Below are 19,884 nucleotides of genomic sequence, written 5' to 3'. Positions count from 1 at the left end.
CGGGAGTTATAATTTTTATTAAAAAGATCATTTGTTTTTAATGGCTCTTTTTACTTTTACCTTGATTCTTAATTGGAATAACTTTTCAATTCTTCTTTTTTGGAATTGATCAGTTTATACTCCAAATATTTGAACGAATCTCTAGGAATAATGGTTACCCATTTTTTGTACTTCAAAAACCATTTAACCTGAATACTCATAAAACCTTTCGTTAAATAAGCTTCTACAAACGGATGAACATGTAGAAATATCTTGCCTTTTTCGATCTGAATAATGTTTCGAATCACTTCTTCCATTCTTTCAACTACGACAATTGGTGCAAGAATTTCACCGTCAATATTCGGGTTTTCTTCTTTTGTTTCAATTTGATTTTCAGGGCGCGTTCTTTGTCGCGTCATCTGGATGAGACCAAATTTGCTCGGTGGTAAAATTTTGTGCCGTGCTTTGTCACGTGCCATTTCTTCTTTCAAATGTTCAAACAAATCTCTGCGATGATCTGCACTGATCATATCGATAAAATCTACAACAATAATTCCGCCCATATCTCGAAGTCTGAGTTGTCGCGCAATTTCGGTAGCCGCCATTTTATTCACACTCAGAGCATGTTCGTTTTTTGCTGCATTTCCAGAGGAAATATTATTTCCGGAGTTAACATCAACCACGTGAAGTGCTTCTGTATGCTCAATGACAAGATAAGCTCCTTTGGAACTTGGAATATTCACGTGTTTTCCAAAACTTTGTTTCAGCTGTTTTTCCACGTTATAGTATTCCATCAAAGGAATAGGTTTGTCGTAGAACTGTACAATATTTTTTCTTTCCGGCGCAATCACTTCAATATAATTCCGCATTTCATCTACCATTTGCTCATCATCACAGATGATCGAAACGAAATCTGCATTGAAATTATCCCGTAAAATAGAAGATGCTTTATCCTGTTCGCTTAGAACTTTGCTCGGAACTTTATTTTTCTGAAGATTTTTGAACGTATTCTCCCATTTTTGAATCAATTGATTCATATCGTTATGAAGTTCAGCTACTTTTTTTCCTTCAGCAACTGTTCTTATGATAACACCAAAACCTTCTGGTTTAATGCTTTCAATTAATGTTCGTAAACGCTCTCTTTCTTCAGCATTGCCGATCTTTTTGGAGATCGAAACACTTTTGTCAAAGGGAATCAATACCAAAAATCTTCCTGTTAAAGAGATTTGTGTAGATATTCTTGGACCTTTTGTAGAAATGGGTTCTTTTGTGATCTGCAAAATAACGCTGTCGTCTTTTGCGAGAACTTTTTCGATATTTCCGTTTTTGTCGATTTCCTTTTGAACCTCAAAACTTTTCAGAGAAGAGTTTTGCTGCTTTTTAGAAATAGTGTCCTGCAGAAATTTTTTGTACGTGAGAAATTGCGGACCCAAATCCTGGTAATGCAAGAATGCATCTTTTTCATAACCGATGCTTACAAACGCAGCATTAAGATTGGGTGCGAGTTTTTTTACCTTTCCGATAAATAGATCACCAACAACGAAATCGCTTTTGTCCTCCTGTTCGTGGAGTTCAAAAAGACGTCCGTCTTCGAGCAGCGCGATTTTAGAATGCGCAGCTTCATGTGAAATTATCAGTTCTTTCTTCATTGTAATAATAGGAAATTAAAAGATTTAGGGCTCAAAATAATGTAGAATAAATTCTAACACTCTGAAATTTAAAAATTTTAATTAGTCTTTTTTAGAGGTGTTTAACTTAAAAAAATCAGAAGAAAAGATGATCGTGTAAATCTTATTTTCTGTTTCTGACTTTGGGGTAAAACAAAAATATAGTCGGTGAGATTTTAATCATATAAAAACACCAACTATATTGTTATATTGTAAATCGCGAATGGATTATTTTTTCTTGTGTCTATTCGCTCTTCTTCTTTTCTTTCTTTTGTGAGTTGCAACCTTGTGTCTCTTTCTTTTCTTTCCGCTTGGCATAATTTAAATTTTTTTGTTTGTAACGTATATTTTCTTTAGTTAATTATTTTACTAAAACTTTGGTTTTTACTTTCTCTACAAATGTTTTCGAAGGTTTGAAAGCTGGGATATTGTGAGCCGGGATCTCAATTGCTGTATTTTTAGAAATATTTCTTCCCGTTTTTGCTGCTCTAGTCTTGATTATAAATGAACCGAAGCCTCGTAAATAAACATTCTCACCGCTGTACATTGAAGTTCTGATTTCCTGCATGAATGCTTCCACAACTTTCTGAGTTTCATTCTTTTCAGTTCCCAATTTGTTTGAGATAGTATTTACCAATTCTGCCTTTGTCATTTCCTTTTTTTATTTATATTTTTGGTGTGCAAATATAATAAGAATTTTTGAAAACAAAAAAACAAAATGCTGATTTTCTTCATGTTGGTAGGAAATTGCTCGATTGGTACGAAATCAACGGCCGGGATTTACCCTTTCGCAAAACCAGCGATCCATATAAAATTTGGATCTGCGAAATCATTTTTCAGCAAACAAGAATTGAACAGGGCTTGAATCATTACCGAAATTTTATAGAAAGATTTCCCGATGTTCAAACTTTAGCAAATGCACATACAGACGAGGTTTTACTTTATTGGAAAGGTTTGGGATATTATTCCCGTGCTTTAAATTTACATAAAGCAGCGTTACAGATTATTAATGATTTTAATGGCGTTTTCCCTTCTGATCATAATGATATTTTACAGTTAAAAGGGGTCGGGAAATATACTGCTGCAGCAATTTCTAGCATTTGCTTCGGTAAAAAAATCGCGGCAGTTGACGGTAATTTCTACCGCGTGTTATCCCGGGTTTTTGCCGATGATTTCGATGTTTCGCATTCAAAAGCTTTTGATTATTTCTCTGAATTGGCTTTGAAAATGATGCCCGAAAATGAAGCCGGTCATTTCAACGAAGCCATGATGGATCTGGGTTCAGAGATTTGTAAACCGAAAAATCCAGTCTGTTTATATTGTCCTTTAAACGAAGATTGCCTCGCTTTTAATTTGGGTAAAATTCCATTATTTCCGGTAAAGACCAAGAAAGTAAAACCCACTGATCTTGAACTTACCTACTATTTTGTAGAGTTTAAAGATCAATTCCTGATCAAACAGCGAAAAGAAGATTTTATCTGGAAAAAACTCTACGAATTTCCGATTCAAATTCCGGAAAGTTTTGAGAAGTTTATCACGGGACAGAAGAAGATATTGCATAAACTCACGCATAAAAATCTCACCATTCATATTTATAAAGTGACTTTATCTTCAAAAAAAATATTCGATCAATTTTCTGTTGATGAAGAATTTTCTGCAATTACCTTTGATGATTCTCATCAGAAATCTTTTCCCAAACCTTTGGAAAATTACCTTTCTTCTCGGTTTAAAGGCGAATAATTGAGATTGATTCCATTAAACAAGTCTCAATAATGAAAAATTTGAAATCTAAAACTAATTCGTATTTTTGCAAAATGTTTAAAAAACTCCTGTTCACTTTTTTAGGGTTTGCTTTGATTTCCTGTGCGAAAGAAACGCAGCCGAAACCATCGGGTGAACTGCGGTTAGAATATCCGGAAGGGAAATATCAAAAATTCACCTCGCCCTGTAACTTTGATTTTGAATATTCCAGTTTCGCGAAGATCGAAAATGCTAAAAATCCTTGCTGGTATTATATCGATTACCCGAAAATGAAGGCTAAAGTCTTTATTACTTATTTTCCGGTAAAAAATGATCTGGATGTTCACGTGAAAGAATCTGAGAAGATGGTTTATGAACATACGATCAAAGCAAGTTCTATTGACACCAAATCCTTTAATTATCCGGAACGTCGTGTTTTTGGTAATTTCTATGAATTAAAAGGACCAACTGCTTCTAATCTGCAATTTTTTGTCACCGATTCTACAAGACATTATGTGACGGCGAATCTCTACTTCAACACGAGACCAAAACCCGATTCTTTGGCTCCTGCGATCGATTACATCAAAAAAGATCTGCTCCATTTAATAGACACTTTTAACTGGAAATAATTCGAATATTAAATAAAAAATTTACTCAATAACACTTTAAATTAAATTATAAATGAAATTATTAGTCGTTGGTTCAGTCGCTTTTGACGCCATAGAAACTCCGTTCGGAAAAACAGATAAGATCTTAGGTGGCGCGGCAACTTACATTACTTTGGCTTCTTCGGTTCTTAAAGTGGAATCAGGAATTGTCTCCATCGTCGGTGGCGATTTTCCACAGTCAGATCTTGATATGCTTACAAACAGAGGCGTCAACATCGAAGGAATTGAAATTGTAAAAGACGGTAAAACTTTTTTCTGGAGTGGTAAATATCACAACGATTTGAATTCCAGAGATACTTTGGTGACTGAAGTGAATGTTTTGGAACATTTCGATCCAAAAATCCCAGAATCGATGCAAGATGCAGAGATTTTATTATTGGGAAATCTTCATCCAGGTGTACAACTTTCTGTTTTAGAGAAAATGAATAACCGTCCGAAACTGGTGATTCTTGATACCATGAATTTCTGGATGGATTCTGCAATGGATATTTTATTGCAAATGATCGCAAAAACAGATGTCATCAGTATTAATGATGAAGAAGCAAGACAACTTTCCGGCGAATATTCTTTGGTAAAAGCTGCGAAGAAAATCCACGAATTGGGTCCTAAGTTTGTCATCATTAAAAAAGGAGAACACGGCGCATTGCTTTTCCACGACGGAAAAATATTTGCAATTCCTGCTCTACCATTAGAAGATGTTTTCGATCCAACCGGAGCGGGTGATACTTTCGCAGGTGGTTTTGCAGCCTATCTGGCAAAAAAAGAAAATTTTAGTTTTGAAACTATGAAATCTGCATTGATCGTTGGTTCAGCCATGGCATCTTTCACCGTGGAGAAGTTCGGAACCGAAAAATTACAGGAAGTTACAGAAGCTGAAATCATCGCGAGAATTAAAAACTTCAAAGATTTAACCACTTTTGAAGTGGAAGTTTAACTTTTATACTTTGCTACAATCTCACTATTTCAACTTTAAAAATTAATCTTCATCTGAAGAAGACTGAATTATGAAAAAATTATTTGTTATCATCTTGATGGCTGGTTTAGGCGGTAAAATGGCTGCGCAATATATGATCATCGGTAAAGACAGCATTTCTCTTGCAGATTTTAAAAAGGAATATCAGTACGGTTTGCAGAACACCGGTGTTGATAAAACGATCAGCACAACACAGGATTTTATTTTGCTGCAACAGTTTGCGCAGCAGAAAAAAGCAGATACCACCGCGGCATTCCGGGAAAAAATGAGCGAAAAAGAAGATGGTTTGCGTACCAAATATTTTTACCCTGCCAATGTCATCGATCCGGTTTTTAATGCTTACATGAAAGACAATCAAACGGAAAAAGAGGTGCAGATCTTTATGGTTCAGAAATCAGCAGATGATAAAAATGATTATCAGCAGATCTATAATGATGTGAAATCCGGGAAGATCACCATGGATGAAGCGATTACCAAATATACAAAAGGAAGCGCGAAAGCGGTTTACGTAAAACCTGGTAGTGTAGATAACGACTTGTATTCGGAGCTTAAAGTATTACCCAATAATTCTTACACAAAATTCTTCAATAATTCAGGATTTGTTGCTTTTGGAAAGGTTTTAAACTCTCGTCCGACTTTGGGATATGTGATTTTTGGAACCATTTCTTATCCGAAAGATGCAAATTCAGAAGCGATGAAAACCAAAATTTATGCAGATCTAAAAGCGGGAAAAAGTTTTCAGGATGTCGCAAAATTATACGGCGCCAATGATCACGAAAAACAAAATGGTGGAGTAGTAATGGGTTCTCCCACACTTCCTGATGAAGTTTATGAACTGTTTAAAGGAAAAAAAGCGGGTTATTTCACGCCAGAACCTTTGCTTTTCGGGGAAAGTTATTTTGTATTTAATATTTATAATGCAGAACCTTATGCTTTGACGGATAAGAATCGCGATTTTTTCCTGCGCGAAATGAACAGCTCTTTGTATGCAGAAATGCTTCAGGATAAAATGATCGCTTATTTAAAAGGTGATCCATCTTATAAAGAATTCCCTGAATTTGCGAATGTAAAAAAATCGTATTTAAATTTTAATGCTGCCAAAGATAATTCGGTGCTTTATCAATATAAAAGCCACAAAACTACGGTTGGAGATCTTAAGAAAATCATTGGTGACAAAAAAGAAGAAGCTGAGAAATTAAGTCCGGCGCTGTGGAGTGATGCGATATCCGGCGTGAATACTCAAGATCTGTTGAAATTTTACAGTAAGGATTTTACAGATCTACCCAACATTAAAAAAGATCTGGCCGAATTCAAAAAAGGGCTTTACTCAGATTATATTTTCTCCAAATATCTTACAGAAGAAGTTGCAAAACACCCGGAATGGGCGACCGAATATTACAACAAAAACAAATCGAAATTTATCTGGGGAAACAGAGCCGATGGCAGAGTGGCAATTATTGCTGACGACAAATTGAACAGCGAGATCGAAAAAGCCATTAAAGATCCTAAAAACTGGGAAACTTTGAAAGCCAAATATTACGGTAAACTGAACGATAAAAAACAGATCCTCATCAATTTCGAGAAAGGCGAAATGTCGGAAGATGCTGATGTGTTCACGAAATACAAAGTACCTTTCAAAACCGGTGTTCATCAAACCAAAATGGAACAGCGTTCTTTGGTTATTGCAATTGACCAAATTTTGCCTCCAACGCAAATGACGCAAGCTGAAGCTGCAGACCTTTTGAAAGATGCTGTAACTGAGCAAAAACTTCAGGAGATCATCGATGAGCAAAAAGCAAAAACTAAAATCGTGGTTCAGCCCGAATTTAAGAAAGATCTGGAAAAGAATTTTAAGAAATAATTATAATAAATAATGCATGTTATATCACTGAGAATGATAATTTTGCAAATCGTTAAAAAATGAATATGAATAAGAATATAAAATTTGCCTTAGTTTTTACTTTTCTTTTAGCTTTTTTTGGAGTTAAAATGAATGCACAGCTGAAATCAGGAGATTTGATCGATGGAATTGCAGTTGTAGTAGGAAACGAAATTATCCTGGAATCAGATATCGAGGATCAGGCGAATTATTCGAAACAGCAAGGTGCAAATGTGGCCAATAAATGCGAGTTTGTAGAAGGGATCATCAGTAACAAGCTTTTGATCTACGAAGCAAAAAGAGATACGCTGATTGAAAACCGTTCTGCGGTGCTCAAAGAAAACGCCAATCAAAAATATACACAGATTCTTGGTCAGTTTCCAGATGAGAAAACAATGCTTACAACGTACAAATTCCGTACTTCGTTTGAGATGAAAAATGCCATCGAAAAAATTGACTCCGATAATTATTACGGACAGATGAAATACGGCAGGATCACCGATAAAGCCGATGTAACTCCAAATGAAGTGACCGATTTCTTCACGACATACCAATTTCAACTTCCGGAAGTAAAAGATGAGGTAAGCTTATCGCAGATCTCCATGTTCCCGAAATTAACAGATGCGCACAAGGATGAAATTATCGCCCGACTCAACAAAATAAAACAGGCAATTCTTGGCGGCGAAACTTTCGAAAGTCAGGCAAGAATTTATTCCGAAGATCCAGGTTCCGCTTCAAATGGTGGATTGTACAAAGCGATTTCTAAAGGAAAAATGGTAAAACCCTTCGAAGCTGCAGCTCTTAATTTGCAGGAAGGCGAAATGTCAGACCCTGTAGAATCAGACTTTGGTTATCACTTGATTCAACTCGTGAAAAAAAGCGGTAAAAACTATGACGCAAGACATATTCTTTTGAAAGCCGAACCAAACGCTGCTGAAATTGCAACTGCAAAAAAAGAACTCGACAGCATCAGAACTTTAATTCACGATGGCAAGATGACTTTTAAAGACGCAGCTTTCAGATTTTCAGACGATAAGAAAAGCAAATTCAATGCAGGCGTTTTAACTTCCGAAGATGGAAGTGACAAATTAGAAAAACTCAATCTTTCTCCCACAATTGCTTATCAAATTGCAGGTTTAAACAAAGGAGACATGACCGAAGTTTTTCAGGATAAGGTTCAACAGGATCGCAAAATCGTTACGTTCATCAAAATTAATGATGTTATTGCAGCACATAAATTAGACATTGCGACCGATTATGACCGCATCAAGCAAATGGCATTGACCAAAAAGAAAAATGAAATGGTAGAAAAATGGGTCAAAGAAAAACTACCCAATATATTTATCTCCATCAATGACCGCTACAAAGACTGTACGTTCAAAACCGACTGGCGAAAAAATACTGAAAAGAAATAAATGAAGATCTCTGCTAATTTGCAGAGATTTTTTTTTGCCCTCCATCGCGAGATAAAAAGCGATCCTTAAATTAAAGAGACTTTCTTTTAGGAGCAACAAGATTTCCGCTTCTCCAAAAATATTAACCTGCTTTCCGCTCTATCTTTTTCTCGTCGTTCCTCCTCAAAAAAGGATGCCGCTTCAATCAGGGCTATAATATAAAGATTGTTTCTTCCAGAAGGAAAAATTAAAGTTTTGAAGCAACAAAATTTTTATATATTTATCCTTTAACGATCACGTCAAAATTAAAAACCACGATATTGAGAATATTGCAACTCTTTTTACTTACCATCTTTTTATCCTGTGCAAAACCGGCTGAAAAAATACCAGTTTCCTCGGAAAAAGAATCAAAAACGGTTGTAGCTGTCGAAAAAAAAGAGCCGTTGATCATACAGAAGGATATTTTGAGTTTTGTTGACTACAATGATGATGGAGATTACATGTTGTTGAACGCTAAAAAAGATCAGTCAGACTTCTCTTTCATCAATGATAAAAATGAGGACCGAACTTTACTGAAAGGTGACCTCATAGAAATCACCTGGAAAAAAGATACCATTTACATTTCCGGTGATGGCGAAACTCCTGAGCTTGCGGAGTGGGTCATTTCTGTAAAAAAGCTGAAAGACGGTAAAGTTTCTCTCTTCCGAAAAAATTATCGAAAGAAACTCAAATACTACTGGTCAGCTGAAGAAAGCTTCAGTAAAGATTATTTAGATAAACTGTATTTGATCGTGGAATATTACATTGCAAACACCAAAAATGTCATGATAAAAGATGCCGTTTCAAAGAAACAACAATTAGAATATTCCATCGAAGAACAAACAAGAGACGGTAAAAAATATACGGTAATTGGGATCGCGATTGTTTTTGAACATCGCGTAAATACCTTGAGATGGTTATATTTAGACCAAGATAATGGAAACAAATTATACGAATATGATTTGCCAAATGACCAACTGGTTAATTTTGAATAAAAAAGATAAGGAAAAACTAAATTTTTTAGATCTTATTTTACGAAATCAAAGAATAGGACAAACATTATATTAATGTCATCATGAAAAATCCGGTAAAAATATTTTTAATTTTTGGACTCGCTCTTCTAAGCGTTATTTCCTGTTCCGAAAAAAAGGAAGTCGTTGAACTCGCACCTGCAAAAGAAATTACCAAAACATTTTCTCCAAAAAAAACAGCCTCAAAAGAAATAGTAGAAGCAGTTAAAAAGGATCAAATAAACCTTGTTCGGAAATTGCTCGAAGCTGGCGAAGATGCAAATGGAATTACTTCGGGATATTTTCGAGGTGGTAGACAAAAAAGTGCTTCTGACGTTTCAAACGAAGACTGGACTTTGCTGATGCATGCTGCTTTTCAAAATAATGTAAAAATGGTAAAGCTTCTTTTAAGTAAAAAAGCAGATATCAATGCCATAAATGCTGCAGGACATTCCGCCCTGTTTATAGCCTGTGCAAACCGATGTGAAGAGATGGCGAAATTTTTACTGCAAAATAATGCGGATGTTAAAAACACAGGACTCGATGAAAGTGGAACATCGGCATTACAGTGGGCCATAACGTATGGATGGAATGAGGTAGCTGCGAAAATGATACATTCGGGCGCCGATTTAAATACAAGCTCTTCTGAAACAGGAACAACCGTTTTGTTGGAGGCGATGGATGAAGAGAGCATTAAGCCGGAAACAATTCATTTACTCATCGATTCCGGCGCAGATGTAAGCATCGTGAATTCTAAATATAGAACTTCACCCTTGATGCTTGCCGCCCAGAGAAATGATCTCATCAGTGTTAAAAAAATACTTGCGAAAAAAGTCAACATCAACCAGGAAGATGAAAATGGAAATAACGCTTTATGTTATGCTGCTGGAAATGATTCGGACGATATCGAACTCCTGAAACTTCTAATTAACGCAGGTGCGAAAGTAAATATAAAAAATGGTTATGGCAGAAATGCATTGATAGAAGCAGTAAGCAGCAAAAGCTTAAATAAAGTAAATTTCCTCCTTAAAAATGGCGCTTTGATCAACAGAAGAAGCGAAGGTTTTGGCGGAGTCAGTCCGATCAGTGTCGCGGCTTTCGATGTAAATTTGCAAATGATTCAGCTCCTGATCGACAATGGCGCAGATGTCTCAATTACAGATTCGACCGGCGATACCGTGCTTTTAAAAGCGGTATTGTCTGAAAAAAGTTATGATATTGTTAAACTGCTCATTAAAAATGGAGCAGACGTAAACAAAGCAAATAATGATAAAGGCACACCTCTAATGAAAGCTGCTCAATATAATTTACCCGAAATCGTGAAGCTTCTTTTAGATTCAGGCGCTAAAAATGAAGGCCGTGATTTTTTCGGTAAAACCGCCCTTAATTATGCCGAAGAAACTGCTGAAAGAACTGGTGATAAGGGCGCTTTAAATTTGCTACGAAATTAAAATAACATCTGCAAAAGTAAAAATACATCCAAAAAATGGAACAAATAAACGATCTTGAAACAACGCTTTTAAACGGTTTAATCCAAAAATATCCTTCTTTGAAATCTCATCTAAACTTTTTGAAAGTGAAAGACAGAGAGATCACTAAAGTCGGAATGACGGTGAATTTTGAATATACAAATACGGAAGAAGAACTTAATTTTGAAGATATCAACGCCTTATTTAGCGGCGGCGAAAATATCAAGATTAAAGGTTTAAAAGAAGGTTTAGGTTACGTAATTGATGTTACCGACGGTCAAATTCTATACATGGAATTCACAACTTATGGTGAAAACTGGAACGGCAAATTCGGTGATTACAGAATTGTTAAAGAATAATTTTTCTTAGTAACCTACAAGATTTAACACAAAATATTCCTTGCAAACTACCTTTAATTCTAAAATTTCACCGGAAGATTTTTTCTTTGTCCTCGAAATAATTAAATTTACCCCATGAGTAATTTTATAGATTTCGGCGCTGCGAAAAAACTGAAGGAGATGAATGAGAACCAAAACAGGATCACGCAATTATTTCAGGTCAAATATCCCATCATTCAGGGTGGAATGATTTGGCATTCCGGTTGGCGTTTAGCTTCTGCCGTGTCCAATAACGGTGGTTTAGGTTTGATCGGTTCTGCAAGTATGTATCCCGATATTTTGCGCGAAAATATACAGAAATGCAAAGCCGCAACCGACAAACCTTTCGGCGTTAATATCGCTTTGCTTTATCCCAACTTAGAAGAAATCATCAATATTATTCTCGAAGAAAAAGTGAAAATTGTTTTCACTTCTGCAGGCAGTCCGAAAGCCTACACCGAAACTCTACAAAAGGAAGGAATAAAAGTCGCTCACGTCGTTTCCTCCACCAAATTTGCCATGAAATGTGAAGACGCGGGAGTTGACGCTATTGTTGCAGAAGGTTTTGAAGCAGGCGGTCATAACGGACGTGATGAAACAACCACTTTCTGTTTAATTCCCAACGTAAAACAACATATTTCAAAACCTTTGATCGCCGCCGGTGGAATTGCTTTAGGTTCGCAAATGAAAGCAGCAATGATCCTCGGCGCAGATGGCGTTCAGGTCGGTTCCCGCTTTGCCGCAACGGTTGAAGCAAGTTCACACGAAAACTGGAAAAATAAACTCATTAGTCTCAATGAAGGCGACACACATTTAACATTGAAAGAATTAGCACCCGTTCGTATGGTGAAAAATAAATTCTTCCACGATCTGGAAAAACTCTACGATCAAGGCAGAGACGCCGAAGTTTTAAAAGAAACCCTCGGAAGAGCCAGAGCAAAACGCGGAATGTTCGAAGGCGATCTGGAAGAAGGTGAACTCGAGATCGGGCAGGTTTCTGCTTTGATTCACGAAATATTACCAGTAGAGAAAGTCTTTGAAAATTTATTAAAAGAGTTTCGGGACGCTTCAGTAATGGAATTATAAAGAATAATCAGCATCCTCAGAATCTACAAAGAGAAACGTGTTTCTCAAACTCTAAAGATTCCCCAGATTAATATTTTAAAAATATAAAAATTAAATTTCCAAAAGAATTGAAATATCAATAGGAACGGGCTTTAGCCCGTTTTTTCATTAAGTTAATCGCATTGGCTTTAGCCAAAACCTAAAAAATCTGCGCAATCCGCGTAATCTCGGGAAATATAAACTCAAACAAAACTCCCTCCTCATTTTAACCATTTGCAAATCTTTACATCAAAGGTGCAAATATCTCCATGAGCGTTTCCCAACTTCAGAAAAATAAACATCTGCTTTTACGCGCAGGTTTTGGTTTTAACCTATCTCAAACCAAAGATTTAGAACAGCTTCCTCTCACCGATATCTGGAAGAAATTATCGGCGTCCTATACTTTTCAACCTCTTGCATTAAAAGAAGTTCCGGAGAATCTGGACTATCAAAAAGTTTCAAAATTAGATGCAGATGGAAAGAAAGAAATTCAGAAAAGAAACCGCAGAGAAAATATTGAGATCAATCTCAAATTTTTAAACTTCATGGTTCAGTCTGAAGATCAGCTTCGCGAAAAGATGGCTTTTTTCTGGAATGGTCACTTCGCAACCAGAGTCGTAAGTTCTAAATTTAATCTGCAGCTTTTAAATACCATCCGTGAAAAATCACTGGGTAATTTTGGAGATTTATTAAAGGCCGTCTCGCAAAGTCCTTCGATGTTGCAGTTCCTCAATAATCAACAGAATAAAAAAGACCATCCGAACGAAAATTTTGCGCGGGAAGTCATGGAACTTTTTACTTTGGGACGTGGAAACTACACCGAAAAAGATATCAAAGAAGGCGCCCGAGCTTTTACAGGCTGGAGTTTTCAAGCCGACGGAAGTTTTTTTGAAAGACCAAAACAACATGATTTTGGTACTAAAACTTTCCTTGGAAAAACAGGCAATTTTGATGGAAATGATATTCTAAATATAATTTTAGATCAGAAAGCAACTTCAAAATTCATCGTGACAAAAATTTACAGATTCTTTGTGAATGAAAAACCAAATCCCAGTATTATTGAGCATTTGAGCGATCAGTTCTATGATTCCAAATATGATATTAAAAAATTAATGACGGAGATTTTTACTGCGAAATGGTTCTATAGCGAAGAAAATATCGGAGCCAAAATAAAATCTCCCGTTGAACTCATGGCGGGAATAATGCGTATTCTACCCATGGAAATTGCGAAACCTGAAAACTTAATTGTTTATCAGAAATTATTGGGACAAATGCTGCTTTATCCGCCAAATGTCGCTGGTTGGCCTTCAGGAAATTCCTGGATCGACAGTTCTACTTTGATGTTGCGTTTGCAAATTCCGCAGATCTGGTCGGGTTTGAGACCTTTGGAATTCAAACCAAAATCAGATGATGACATTGAAATGGGTTTGAAAAATGCTCAAAATACGTACGCCAGTTTTAAAAATCCAACGATTACGATCGACTGGAATCTGGTTGAAGAAGCTTTTAAAAATAAAAACATAAGTGATTATCTGCTTCAAAATAAATCGTCGCTCGATGAAAAAACGGTACAGCAATTCTCAGAATCGTCGGTCAAACAAAGAATCATCAACACGATGTCAACTCCTGAATTTCAACTTTGTTAATTGCTCTTCACTAATTACTCACTGCTAATTTTAAAAATATGTTAATCAAAAGACGTGAATTTCTAACGATATCTTCTTTGGCAACTGCTTCGTTGATGGTGCCAAATTTCCTTAAATCAATGACTTTTCCGGAAGCATTAGATAAAGAAAACAGAATTTTGGTCGTGCTGCAATTAAGCGGTGGAAACGACGGACTCAATACGATTATACCGACGCGAAATGATATTTACTTTCGGGAGAGAGAAATGATCTCCATCAAAGATGCTTTAAAATTAACCGATGAAGCAGGAATTAATCCGAGTTTGAGTTATTTTAAAGAACTTTTTGATAATGGAGAACTGGCAGTTTTAAATAATGTAGGATATCCAAATCCTGACAAATCGCATTTCAGAAGCATGGATATTTGGCAATCTGCGAGCAAAAGCGATGAGTTTTTAAACACAGGTTGGGTCGGAAGATATTTAGATGAAGCCTGCTACAACTGCGATCATCCAACTCAAGCGCTGGAAATTGATGACATGTTGAGTTTGGCTTTAAAGGGGAAAGAGAAAAAAGCTTTTGCCTTCAAAGATCCGAAAAGACTGAATCAGACTTCGCAGGAAAAATATTTTAAATCGCTCTATGAAAACCATCATCACGAAGATGAAACCGTAGAATATTTGTACCAAACCATGGGTTCGACGATCAATAATGCGGGTTATATTTTCGAGAAAAGCAAAGCAAAAGCGAGCACTGCAGTTTATCCAAATACTGCGCTGGGAAAGGATTTTAAAAATATTGCCTCGCTCATTAATTCTGATATTAATACGAAAGTTTATTATCTTTCTGTGGGAAGTTTTGATACGCACGTGAATCAGAATCAGAGACAGGCGCAACTTTTTACCGAAATTAATGATGCCGTGAAAGCTTTTGTGGAAGATTTGAAATCCTCCGGAAGATACAAGGATACTTTGCTCATGACTTTTTCCGAATTTGGAAGACGGGTTTCTCAAAATGCGAGCAAAGGAACGGATCACGGAACGGCGAATCAAATGTTTTTTGTTTCCGGCGGCTTAAAAAAGAAAGGAATTCTTAATCAATTGCCTGATCTGGAAAAACTCAACGATGGCGATTTAATTTACACCGAAGATTTCCGGAAAGTCTATGCAACTGTTTTGAAAAACTGGCTTAATGCAGACTCCTCAAAAATCCTCGGCTGGAAAAACGGAATTTATGATTTTGTTTAAAATAAAAAAAACCTCATTTTAAGATGAGGTTTTGTGTTTTAAGCTTTTCTAGTGGGAAGAGTAGCCTGTTTTTTACTTTGTAATTTTTTCATTACATAACCGATTGCAAGTGGCGCAACCCAGATCAGGACTTTTTTAAATAGGGAAGATCTCATATTGTTTATTTTTATTTGAAGATTTATTTGCAATAATTTTGCCAAAGCGTATTCGTGTAATGTTCTTAATAATAAAATTTATTTGGGCAATCTCGTCTTAAATGACGAGACCTTCCACTCTCGCTTTTTTGTTTCTCTTCGTTCCACAAAAAGAGCTCCGTTAAAGTCGGGCTGCAAAAGATATGAGAAAACCTTGACAAGGTTAATAACTACTTTTTTCTCAAAGCGTCACCTTCAAACGAAATTCCTTCCCACCCAAATTCCATAAAGTTCCGGATATTTTGATGATCAATTCCCTCAGGATTTCCCAAAACATCTTCTCTGTAAAAAGCTCCAAAAAGAAATAAAGTTTCCTCTTTTGATAAATGATTCAACTTCGCAAAACTGAAAATTTTACAGGAACCATTATTTTCGTTCGCTTCATTTATAATATTCCCGTTTTTGAACTTTGTTGGGGCGAAATCGTAATTTTCATCGATGTAAGCAATGACTTCTTTGAAATCGATATCTTCTGGTTTGTTTTTTAACTGGTCTAAGATCATCCTAATTTTTTTACTATTTTTTGCATTTCCGCATCTAAGTTTTGCCAGCAATTCTGACTCCAGATCCGCACATATTCAAACCCCGAATTCTGCAGGATTTTTGCCTTATGAAGATCTTCCAGATAACCCAACTCGCCATCATACTTTTCCTTACTCATGCATTCCACAATAATGGAGCGGTGATCAGCTTTTTCGATAAGCAGATCTAAAATATAACCGCCAAAATGATGGTTTTTAGAAATTTTTAATTCAGGAAATTTCTCTTTTAAATGCTCCTCGATCTGGTTGATAAACGAAGTCGTTTCGGCATCTTTTTCTGTGGAAGCTTTATGTCCGTAAATATCCAGAACATTTAGAACTTCATTTCTTTGCGTTTCATTTTGATCACTCACCGCTTTGCAATAAGCCAGATACGCATAGAAAACCGCCTTTCTATTATTGGCGCCTTCCTGTTCGATCGCATCTTTATAGTTCATAAAAAACTCTTCGGGAATCGAATTGCAGATGTAGATTTTCTCTTTCGCTCGCGTAATAATCACATTCAATAATTTATAGCCTTTGGAATGATTCACCGGACCAAAACTTTGCACAAATTTCCCGCTCGGTTTTCGTCCGTACGTGGTAGAAATAATGATGATATCTCTTTCGTCTCCTTGAATATTTTCCAGATTTTTTATAAAAAGCCCAGCTTCTTCCAAACCTTGAATTTTCTCTTTGAAAAGTTCGTTTTCCGGCAGATTAATCTGATGAACGATCTTTCGTTTGATATAATTTCGTTGTGTAATATTAAAAGTCGCAATACCTACGGAAGGATATTTTCCCTCTTTATCAGGTTCAATCGTTGCCAAAATTTCAAGCACTTTATCCGCTTCTTCTGTGTTGATATGATCATTGAAAATACCATTAACCTGAAAAAATTCAATTGGTTTATTTTCAGTTTGCGCCGGAAGCGGTTTTAATCTTGAATTATAAAAAGCATGGTTAGAAAAATCAATCAGATAAGGATGTCTGGACCGATAATGAAAATCGAGATGGTTCTTCTCAAAATTATTTTCCATGGCGAAATCCAGCAAAGATTCGATATTAAGCATGGCGTTTTTGTAGGTGATGATTTCGTTTTCGCCCTCTAATTCATATTCATCATCGGTAGAACCGTCAAAAACTTTACTGAAATAATTCGACGGCGGCATTTGATGTTCGTCTCCCGCGATGATAATATTTTTTCCTTTCAGTAAAGCCGGCAGATTATCTTCCAGTTTCAACTGACTCGCTTCATCAAAAACAACGTAATCGAAGTATAGATTTTTATTCTGAAAAAGATTGCTGCAAACATCCGGCGTCGTCAAAATGATAGGGAAAAAAGTCGTGAAAAGATCGGTGTCTTTTTGGGCAATTTGTCGCAAAGTTAGTCGGGTGTGATTGATGCTGCTGCGTTTATTGTAAAGATTTGCGACCGTGATATCTTTATTGTCTTTCTCGAAATTTTTCACGGCTTCCTGTTGCGCAGTATTCCAGAATTGTTCAATGAAACTTTTCTGAGTAAAACCGAATATTTTTAATTTTTTAATGATTTCTGCATATTGCTGCTCATTGAAATTGAGTTTCTCATCGCTGTGATATTTCAGCAAAAGAGAAAAATATGCGGAAAGAAAAGATGATTTCCAGTTTTGAAGTGGATATAATTTCTCCAACAAACCTTTCTGGAAAACCGACAAATTTTGATGAAATGAAAACCAGTTGTATTCCGCCAATAAAGGATTCGAAGAATCATTGCGAAGTGCTGAATATTTCGAGAAAACCCTATTTAACCGTTCTTTAGTTTGCAGATAGATATTTCCAAAATCAGTATTGTTGATCCAACGGTCATTCAAAATAGCCTTTTTTAAATTCTGAATTTTTTGTGAAATCGTTTCCGTTTCTCGCCCCGAAATAGCTGGGTCAAAAAGATTCAGGAAATCCAACGACTCATAATTAACTTCGATATTGGAAGAGAATTCTGTTTGCGCCGATTCCGTTTTTTGCCGATAATTGAGGATCTCATTTTTATTATTCCAAAGATTTCCGGAAATCTCAATAGTAGGAAAAAGTGGATTTAAACTGATCTCTTTAATGGAGGAAGAAATGGCGGTTAATCTTTTTTGATTCTGAATTTTCCTTTTTTTCGTGGAGGAAAATAAAGCGCCCAATTTATAGAAGAAACCATCCGTGACTTCCGGTAAAAACTCATCTGAACTTGAATTTAAAGTGGAAGTCATAATTTCTGTTTCATTAATTAACGAGGTCAGTTTCTGCAAATTCTGCCCAAACTCTTGTTTTTTCTTTTCAATATAAATGGGTTCAAAATCGCGAATCAAGTTTTGGATTTCCTCCCAAGATTTTTGATAGCCCCGGAAAGATTGATCTAAATTTTGCAAACTGCTGAGAAAATTTTCCTGGACTAATTTTTCCGTGTTCAGAAAAGAGGATTCAATGAAAGGTTCGTATTCTCTATAAATCGATTCTCCTTCATTCAGCAAAGTTTCAATCTCAGTAAACTCTTCTTTTGAAAATGAAAAAATGGAATCCTGAAGATCCAGCGTTTCCTGAGAATCTTTAAATTCCAGTAGATTTCCCACAATTTCCGACCAGTTTTTTTCCGGCAACAATTCTGTATTCAATAAATGATGAACAGCGTTCACGTTATTTTGATGACCTGTTATTTCCGCGATTTGATCGTTTAAGGATTGTTCAGAATACAGTTGCATGGGTTTTTTAAAGTCTGCGGGATCTATCAGATTTCGTACAGAATTTACGACCAGTTTACGATCGGAAATACTGTCTTTGATCATCGTGCAATATCTGGCGTAACCCATTTTATGAAGTGCGTTGTAGAGAACTTCCAGAGCAGTTTGTTTCTCGCAAACCACGATCGTTTTTTGTTTATTTTCTAAAGCGTTCACCAAAACCGCCGTCAAAGTCTGGCTTTTCCCGGTTCCGGGCGGACCTTGAATCAAAATTTTATTTTGAGATTTCAGCGCTTCCAGAATTCCCTGTTGCGAAGGATCGGTTTCGATGGAAGTGATGGATTGAAAAGGGAGTTTTGCCGGATCCTCTAAAGGTTTAAAGCTGCTTTTTAAAACCTCATAATCATTAATAATATTTTGTTTCTGAACTTCAAAAATGGAAAAGATTCCGGATTTTATAATGAAAGCGTCGCCTTTCTTCGGCAGCAACGTTTCATAAATCGCTTTCGTTTTAATGGCCGGAATTTCAGCATAATTATTCATGATGAAATCCAGATTCTGCGTGACTTTCAGCTGACTTAAAATGGTTTCGCAAATATTGAAAAGCTCGGGTTTATCGATCTTTCCATCCGACAGCATTTCTTCTGAAAGCTGGTCTAAGACAACACCGGAATCACTTTGAAAATGGTTGATGAGAACTTCATTCAGATAAATGGGATCATCTTCCGCACGACTGATTTCCCACGTATTCATTTCGTTCGTCGGCTTGATGTTAATGGACCAGATCAAAAGGGGAGAAGCCGAAATTTGCCCATCGGAAACGTCTTTCCGGATCAATATCGGAAAACCAAATCCTAAAGAATTTACCCCTTTTTCGGAATAAATCACTTCATTCTGAAAGATGAGATTTTCTAAACTTCGCGATAGTTTTTCCTTGTTCTTATCTTTTGTTTCGTCTTTTGAAAGTGCAGCCGATGCAGGATTTTCTTCATTTTCAATTGCTTCCGTTTCCTCCTTATCTACTTCAAAAGAAAGCGTCCTGCGTGATGAATCAGCGGAATCTTCCTCCACAATTTGATCGTGGATCGAAAATTTAAAAGAAACATTTTTCTGCGTTAAAAGATCTACAATAAAATGTTCGGGTAAACTTTTATGAATTTCCGAAAGCTGTGCGAGATCCAACTTATACCGAGAATTCCCGGGAATGGCATTGAGGTGAACGCCGCGACGGTTTCCGGTTTTCAGTTTATTTTGAAAAGCTTCGAAGATTTCTGGGGATATATTGAGCATTGG

The 19,884-nt window shown here is 36.2% G+C and carries 15 protein-coding genes; 11 read left to right on the top strand and 4 right to left on the bottom strand.

The window, feature by feature from the left end; genetic code table 11:
- Positions 1–68: 68 nt before the first annotated feature.
- Both IV494_RS07565 and IV494_RS07560 read right to left on the bottom strand, forming a co-directional pair.
- Complete coding sequence (locus IV494_RS07565) at positions 69–1,628, bottom strand: Rne/Rng family ribonuclease (protein ID WP_196079561.1); 1,560 nt, start codon at positions 1,626–1,628, stop codon at positions 69–71.
- Positions 1,629–2,007: 379 nt separating this feature from the next.
- Positions 2,008–2,298: an HU family DNA-binding protein gene (locus IV494_RS07560; protein WP_196079560.1), complete on the bottom strand. Its 291-nt coding sequence runs from the start codon at positions 2,296–2,298 to the stop codon at positions 2,008–2,010.
- A 47-nt stretch (positions 2,299–2,345) separates the two neighbouring features.
- Between IV494_RS07560 and mutY the strand changes: the two genes are divergently transcribed.
- The 11 genes from mutY (at position 2,346) to IV494_RS07505 (ending at position 15,171) form a co-directional block, all read left to right on the top strand.
- Complete coding sequence (gene mutY, locus IV494_RS07555) at positions 2,346–3,386, top strand: A/G-specific adenine glycosylase (RefSeq protein WP_196079559.1); 1,041 nt, start codon at positions 2,346–2,348, stop codon at positions 3,384–3,386.
- Positions 3,387–3,460: 74 nt separating this feature from the next.
- Positions 3,461–4,015 (top strand): gliding motility lipoprotein GldD, encoded by a 555-nt coding sequence (gene gldD, locus IV494_RS07550; protein WP_196079558.1) that lies wholly within the window; start codon positions 3,461–3,463, stop codon positions 4,013–4,015.
- Between the two features lie 52 nt (positions 4,016–4,067).
- The gene (locus tag IV494_RS07545) at positions 4,068–4,988 is read left to right on the top strand and encodes a PfkB family carbohydrate kinase (protein WP_196079557.1); all 921 of its coding nucleotides are present in this window, start codon (positions 4,068–4,070) and stop codon (positions 4,986–4,988) included.
- 70 nt (positions 4,989–5,058) lie between these two features.
- On the top strand, positions 5,059–6,888 hold the full coding sequence (locus IV494_RS07540) for a peptidylprolyl isomerase (RefSeq protein WP_196079556.1): 1,830 nt from the start codon (positions 5,059–5,061) through the stop codon (positions 6,886–6,888).
- A gap of 65 nt (positions 6,889–6,953) precedes the next feature.
- Complete coding sequence (locus IV494_RS07535) at positions 6,954–8,321, top strand: peptidylprolyl isomerase (RefSeq protein ID WP_196079555.1); 1,368 nt, start codon at positions 6,954–6,956, stop codon at positions 8,319–8,321.
- A 299-nt stretch (positions 8,322–8,620) separates the two neighbouring features.
- Positions 8,621–9,334 carry a hypothetical protein gene (locus tag IV494_RS07530; RefSeq protein ID WP_196079554.1) on the top strand — a complete coding sequence of 238 codons (714 nt, stop codon included), beginning with the start codon at positions 8,621–8,623 and terminating at the stop codon, positions 9,332–9,334.
- An 80-nt stretch (positions 9,335–9,414) separates the two neighbouring features.
- Complete coding sequence (locus IV494_RS07525) at positions 9,415–10,800, top strand: ankyrin repeat domain-containing protein (RefSeq protein ID WP_196079553.1); 1,386 nt, start codon at positions 9,415–9,417, stop codon at positions 10,798–10,800.
- Between the two features lie 35 nt (positions 10,801–10,835).
- The gene (locus tag IV494_RS07520) at positions 10,836–11,177 is read left to right on the top strand and encodes a hypothetical protein (protein WP_196079552.1); all 342 of its coding nucleotides are present in this window, start codon (positions 10,836–10,838) and stop codon (positions 11,175–11,177) included.
- 114 nt (positions 11,178–11,291) lie between these two features.
- Positions 11,292–12,281, top strand: a complete 990-nt coding sequence (locus tag IV494_RS07515) for an NAD(P)H-dependent flavin oxidoreductase (protein ID WP_230380016.1) — start codon at positions 11,292–11,294, stop codon at positions 12,279–12,281.
- A gap of 287 nt (positions 12,282–12,568) precedes the next feature.
- Positions 12,569–13,945: a DUF1800 domain-containing protein gene (locus IV494_RS07510; protein WP_196079551.1), complete on the top strand. Its 1,377-nt coding sequence runs from the start codon at positions 12,569–12,571 to the stop codon at positions 13,943–13,945.
- Positions 13,946–13,983: 38 nt separating this feature from the next.
- Positions 13,984–15,171, top strand: a complete 1,188-nt coding sequence (locus IV494_RS07505) for a DUF1501 domain-containing protein (RefSeq protein WP_196079550.1) — start codon at positions 13,984–13,986, stop codon at positions 15,169–15,171.
- Between the two features lie 364 nt (positions 15,172–15,535).
- On the opposite strand, the gene IV494_RS07500 is transcribed toward IV494_RS07505, so the two are convergent.
- Positions 15,536–15,868 (bottom strand): HopJ type III effector protein, encoded by a 333-nt coding sequence (locus IV494_RS07500; protein ID WP_196079549.1) that lies wholly within the window; start codon positions 15,866–15,868, stop codon positions 15,536–15,538.
- Positions 15,865–19,881: an AAA domain-containing protein gene (locus tag IV494_RS07495; RefSeq protein WP_196079548.1), complete on the bottom strand. Its 4,017-nt coding sequence runs from the start codon at positions 19,879–19,881 to the stop codon at positions 15,865–15,867. The genes IV494_RS07500 and IV494_RS07495 overlap by 4 nt, the downstream gene beginning before the upstream one ends.
- Positions 19,882–19,884 lie beyond the last annotated feature (3 nt).

This window comes from Kaistella gelatinilytica (assembly GCF_015679325.1).
Taxonomy (GTDB): Bacteria; Bacteroidota; Bacteroidia; order Flavobacteriales; family Weeksellaceae; genus Kaistella; species Kaistella gelatinilytica.
The sequence above is the reverse complement of the archived record's forward strand: the minus strand, read 5'-3'. Positions and strand labels throughout refer to the sequence as shown.

What these genes read in the sequence shown, in the direction of transcription:
- IV494_RS07535 (WP_196079555.1), top strand. Translation starts at nt 6,954, where the DNA reads ATGAATAAGAATATAAAATTTGCCTTAGTTTTTACTTTTCTTTTAGCT.
- IV494_RS07500 (WP_196079549.1), bottom strand. Translation starts at nt 15,868, where the DNA reads ATGATCTTAGACCAGTTAAAAAACAAACCAGAAGATATCGATTTCAAA.
- IV494_RS07565 (WP_196079561.1), bottom strand. Translation starts at nt 1,628, where the DNA reads ATGAAGAAAGAACTGATAATTTCACATGAAGCTGCGCATTCTAAAATC.
- IV494_RS07545 (WP_196079557.1), top strand. Translation starts at nt 4,068, where the DNA reads ATGAAATTATTAGTCGTTGGTTCAGTCGCTTTTGACGCCATAGAAACT.
- IV494_RS07505 (WP_196079550.1), top strand. Translation starts at nt 13,984, where the DNA reads ATGTTAATCAAAAGACGTGAATTTCTAACGATATCTTCTTTGGCAACT.
- IV494_RS07510 (WP_196079551.1), top strand. Translation starts at nt 12,569, where the DNA reads ATGAGCGTTTCCCAACTTCAGAAAAATAAACATCTGCTTTTACGCGCA.
- gldD (WP_196079558.1), top strand. Translation starts at nt 3,461, where the DNA reads ATGTTTAAAAAACTCCTGTTCACTTTTTTAGGGTTTGCTTTGATTTCC.
- IV494_RS07520 (WP_196079552.1), top strand. Translation starts at nt 10,836, where the DNA reads ATGGAACAAATAAACGATCTTGAAACAACGCTTTTAAACGGTTTAATC.
- IV494_RS07495 (WP_196079548.1), bottom strand. Translation starts at nt 19,881, where the DNA reads ATGCTCAATATATCCCCAGAAATCTTCGAAGCTTTTCAAAATAAACTG.
- IV494_RS07515 (WP_230380016.1), top strand. Translation starts at nt 11,292, where the DNA reads ATGAGTAATTTTATAGATTTCGGCGCTGCGAAAAAACTGAAGGAGATG.
- IV494_RS07540 (WP_196079556.1), top strand. Translation starts at nt 5,059, where the DNA reads ATGAAAAAATTATTTGTTATCATCTTGATGGCTGGTTTAGGCGGTAAA.
- IV494_RS07525 (WP_196079553.1), top strand. Translation starts at nt 9,415, where the DNA reads ATGAAAAATCCGGTAAAAATATTTTTAATTTTTGGACTCGCTCTTCTA.
- IV494_RS07560 (WP_196079560.1), bottom strand. Translation starts at nt 2,298, where the DNA reads ATGACAAAGGCAGAATTGGTAAATACTATCTCAAACAAATTGGGAACT.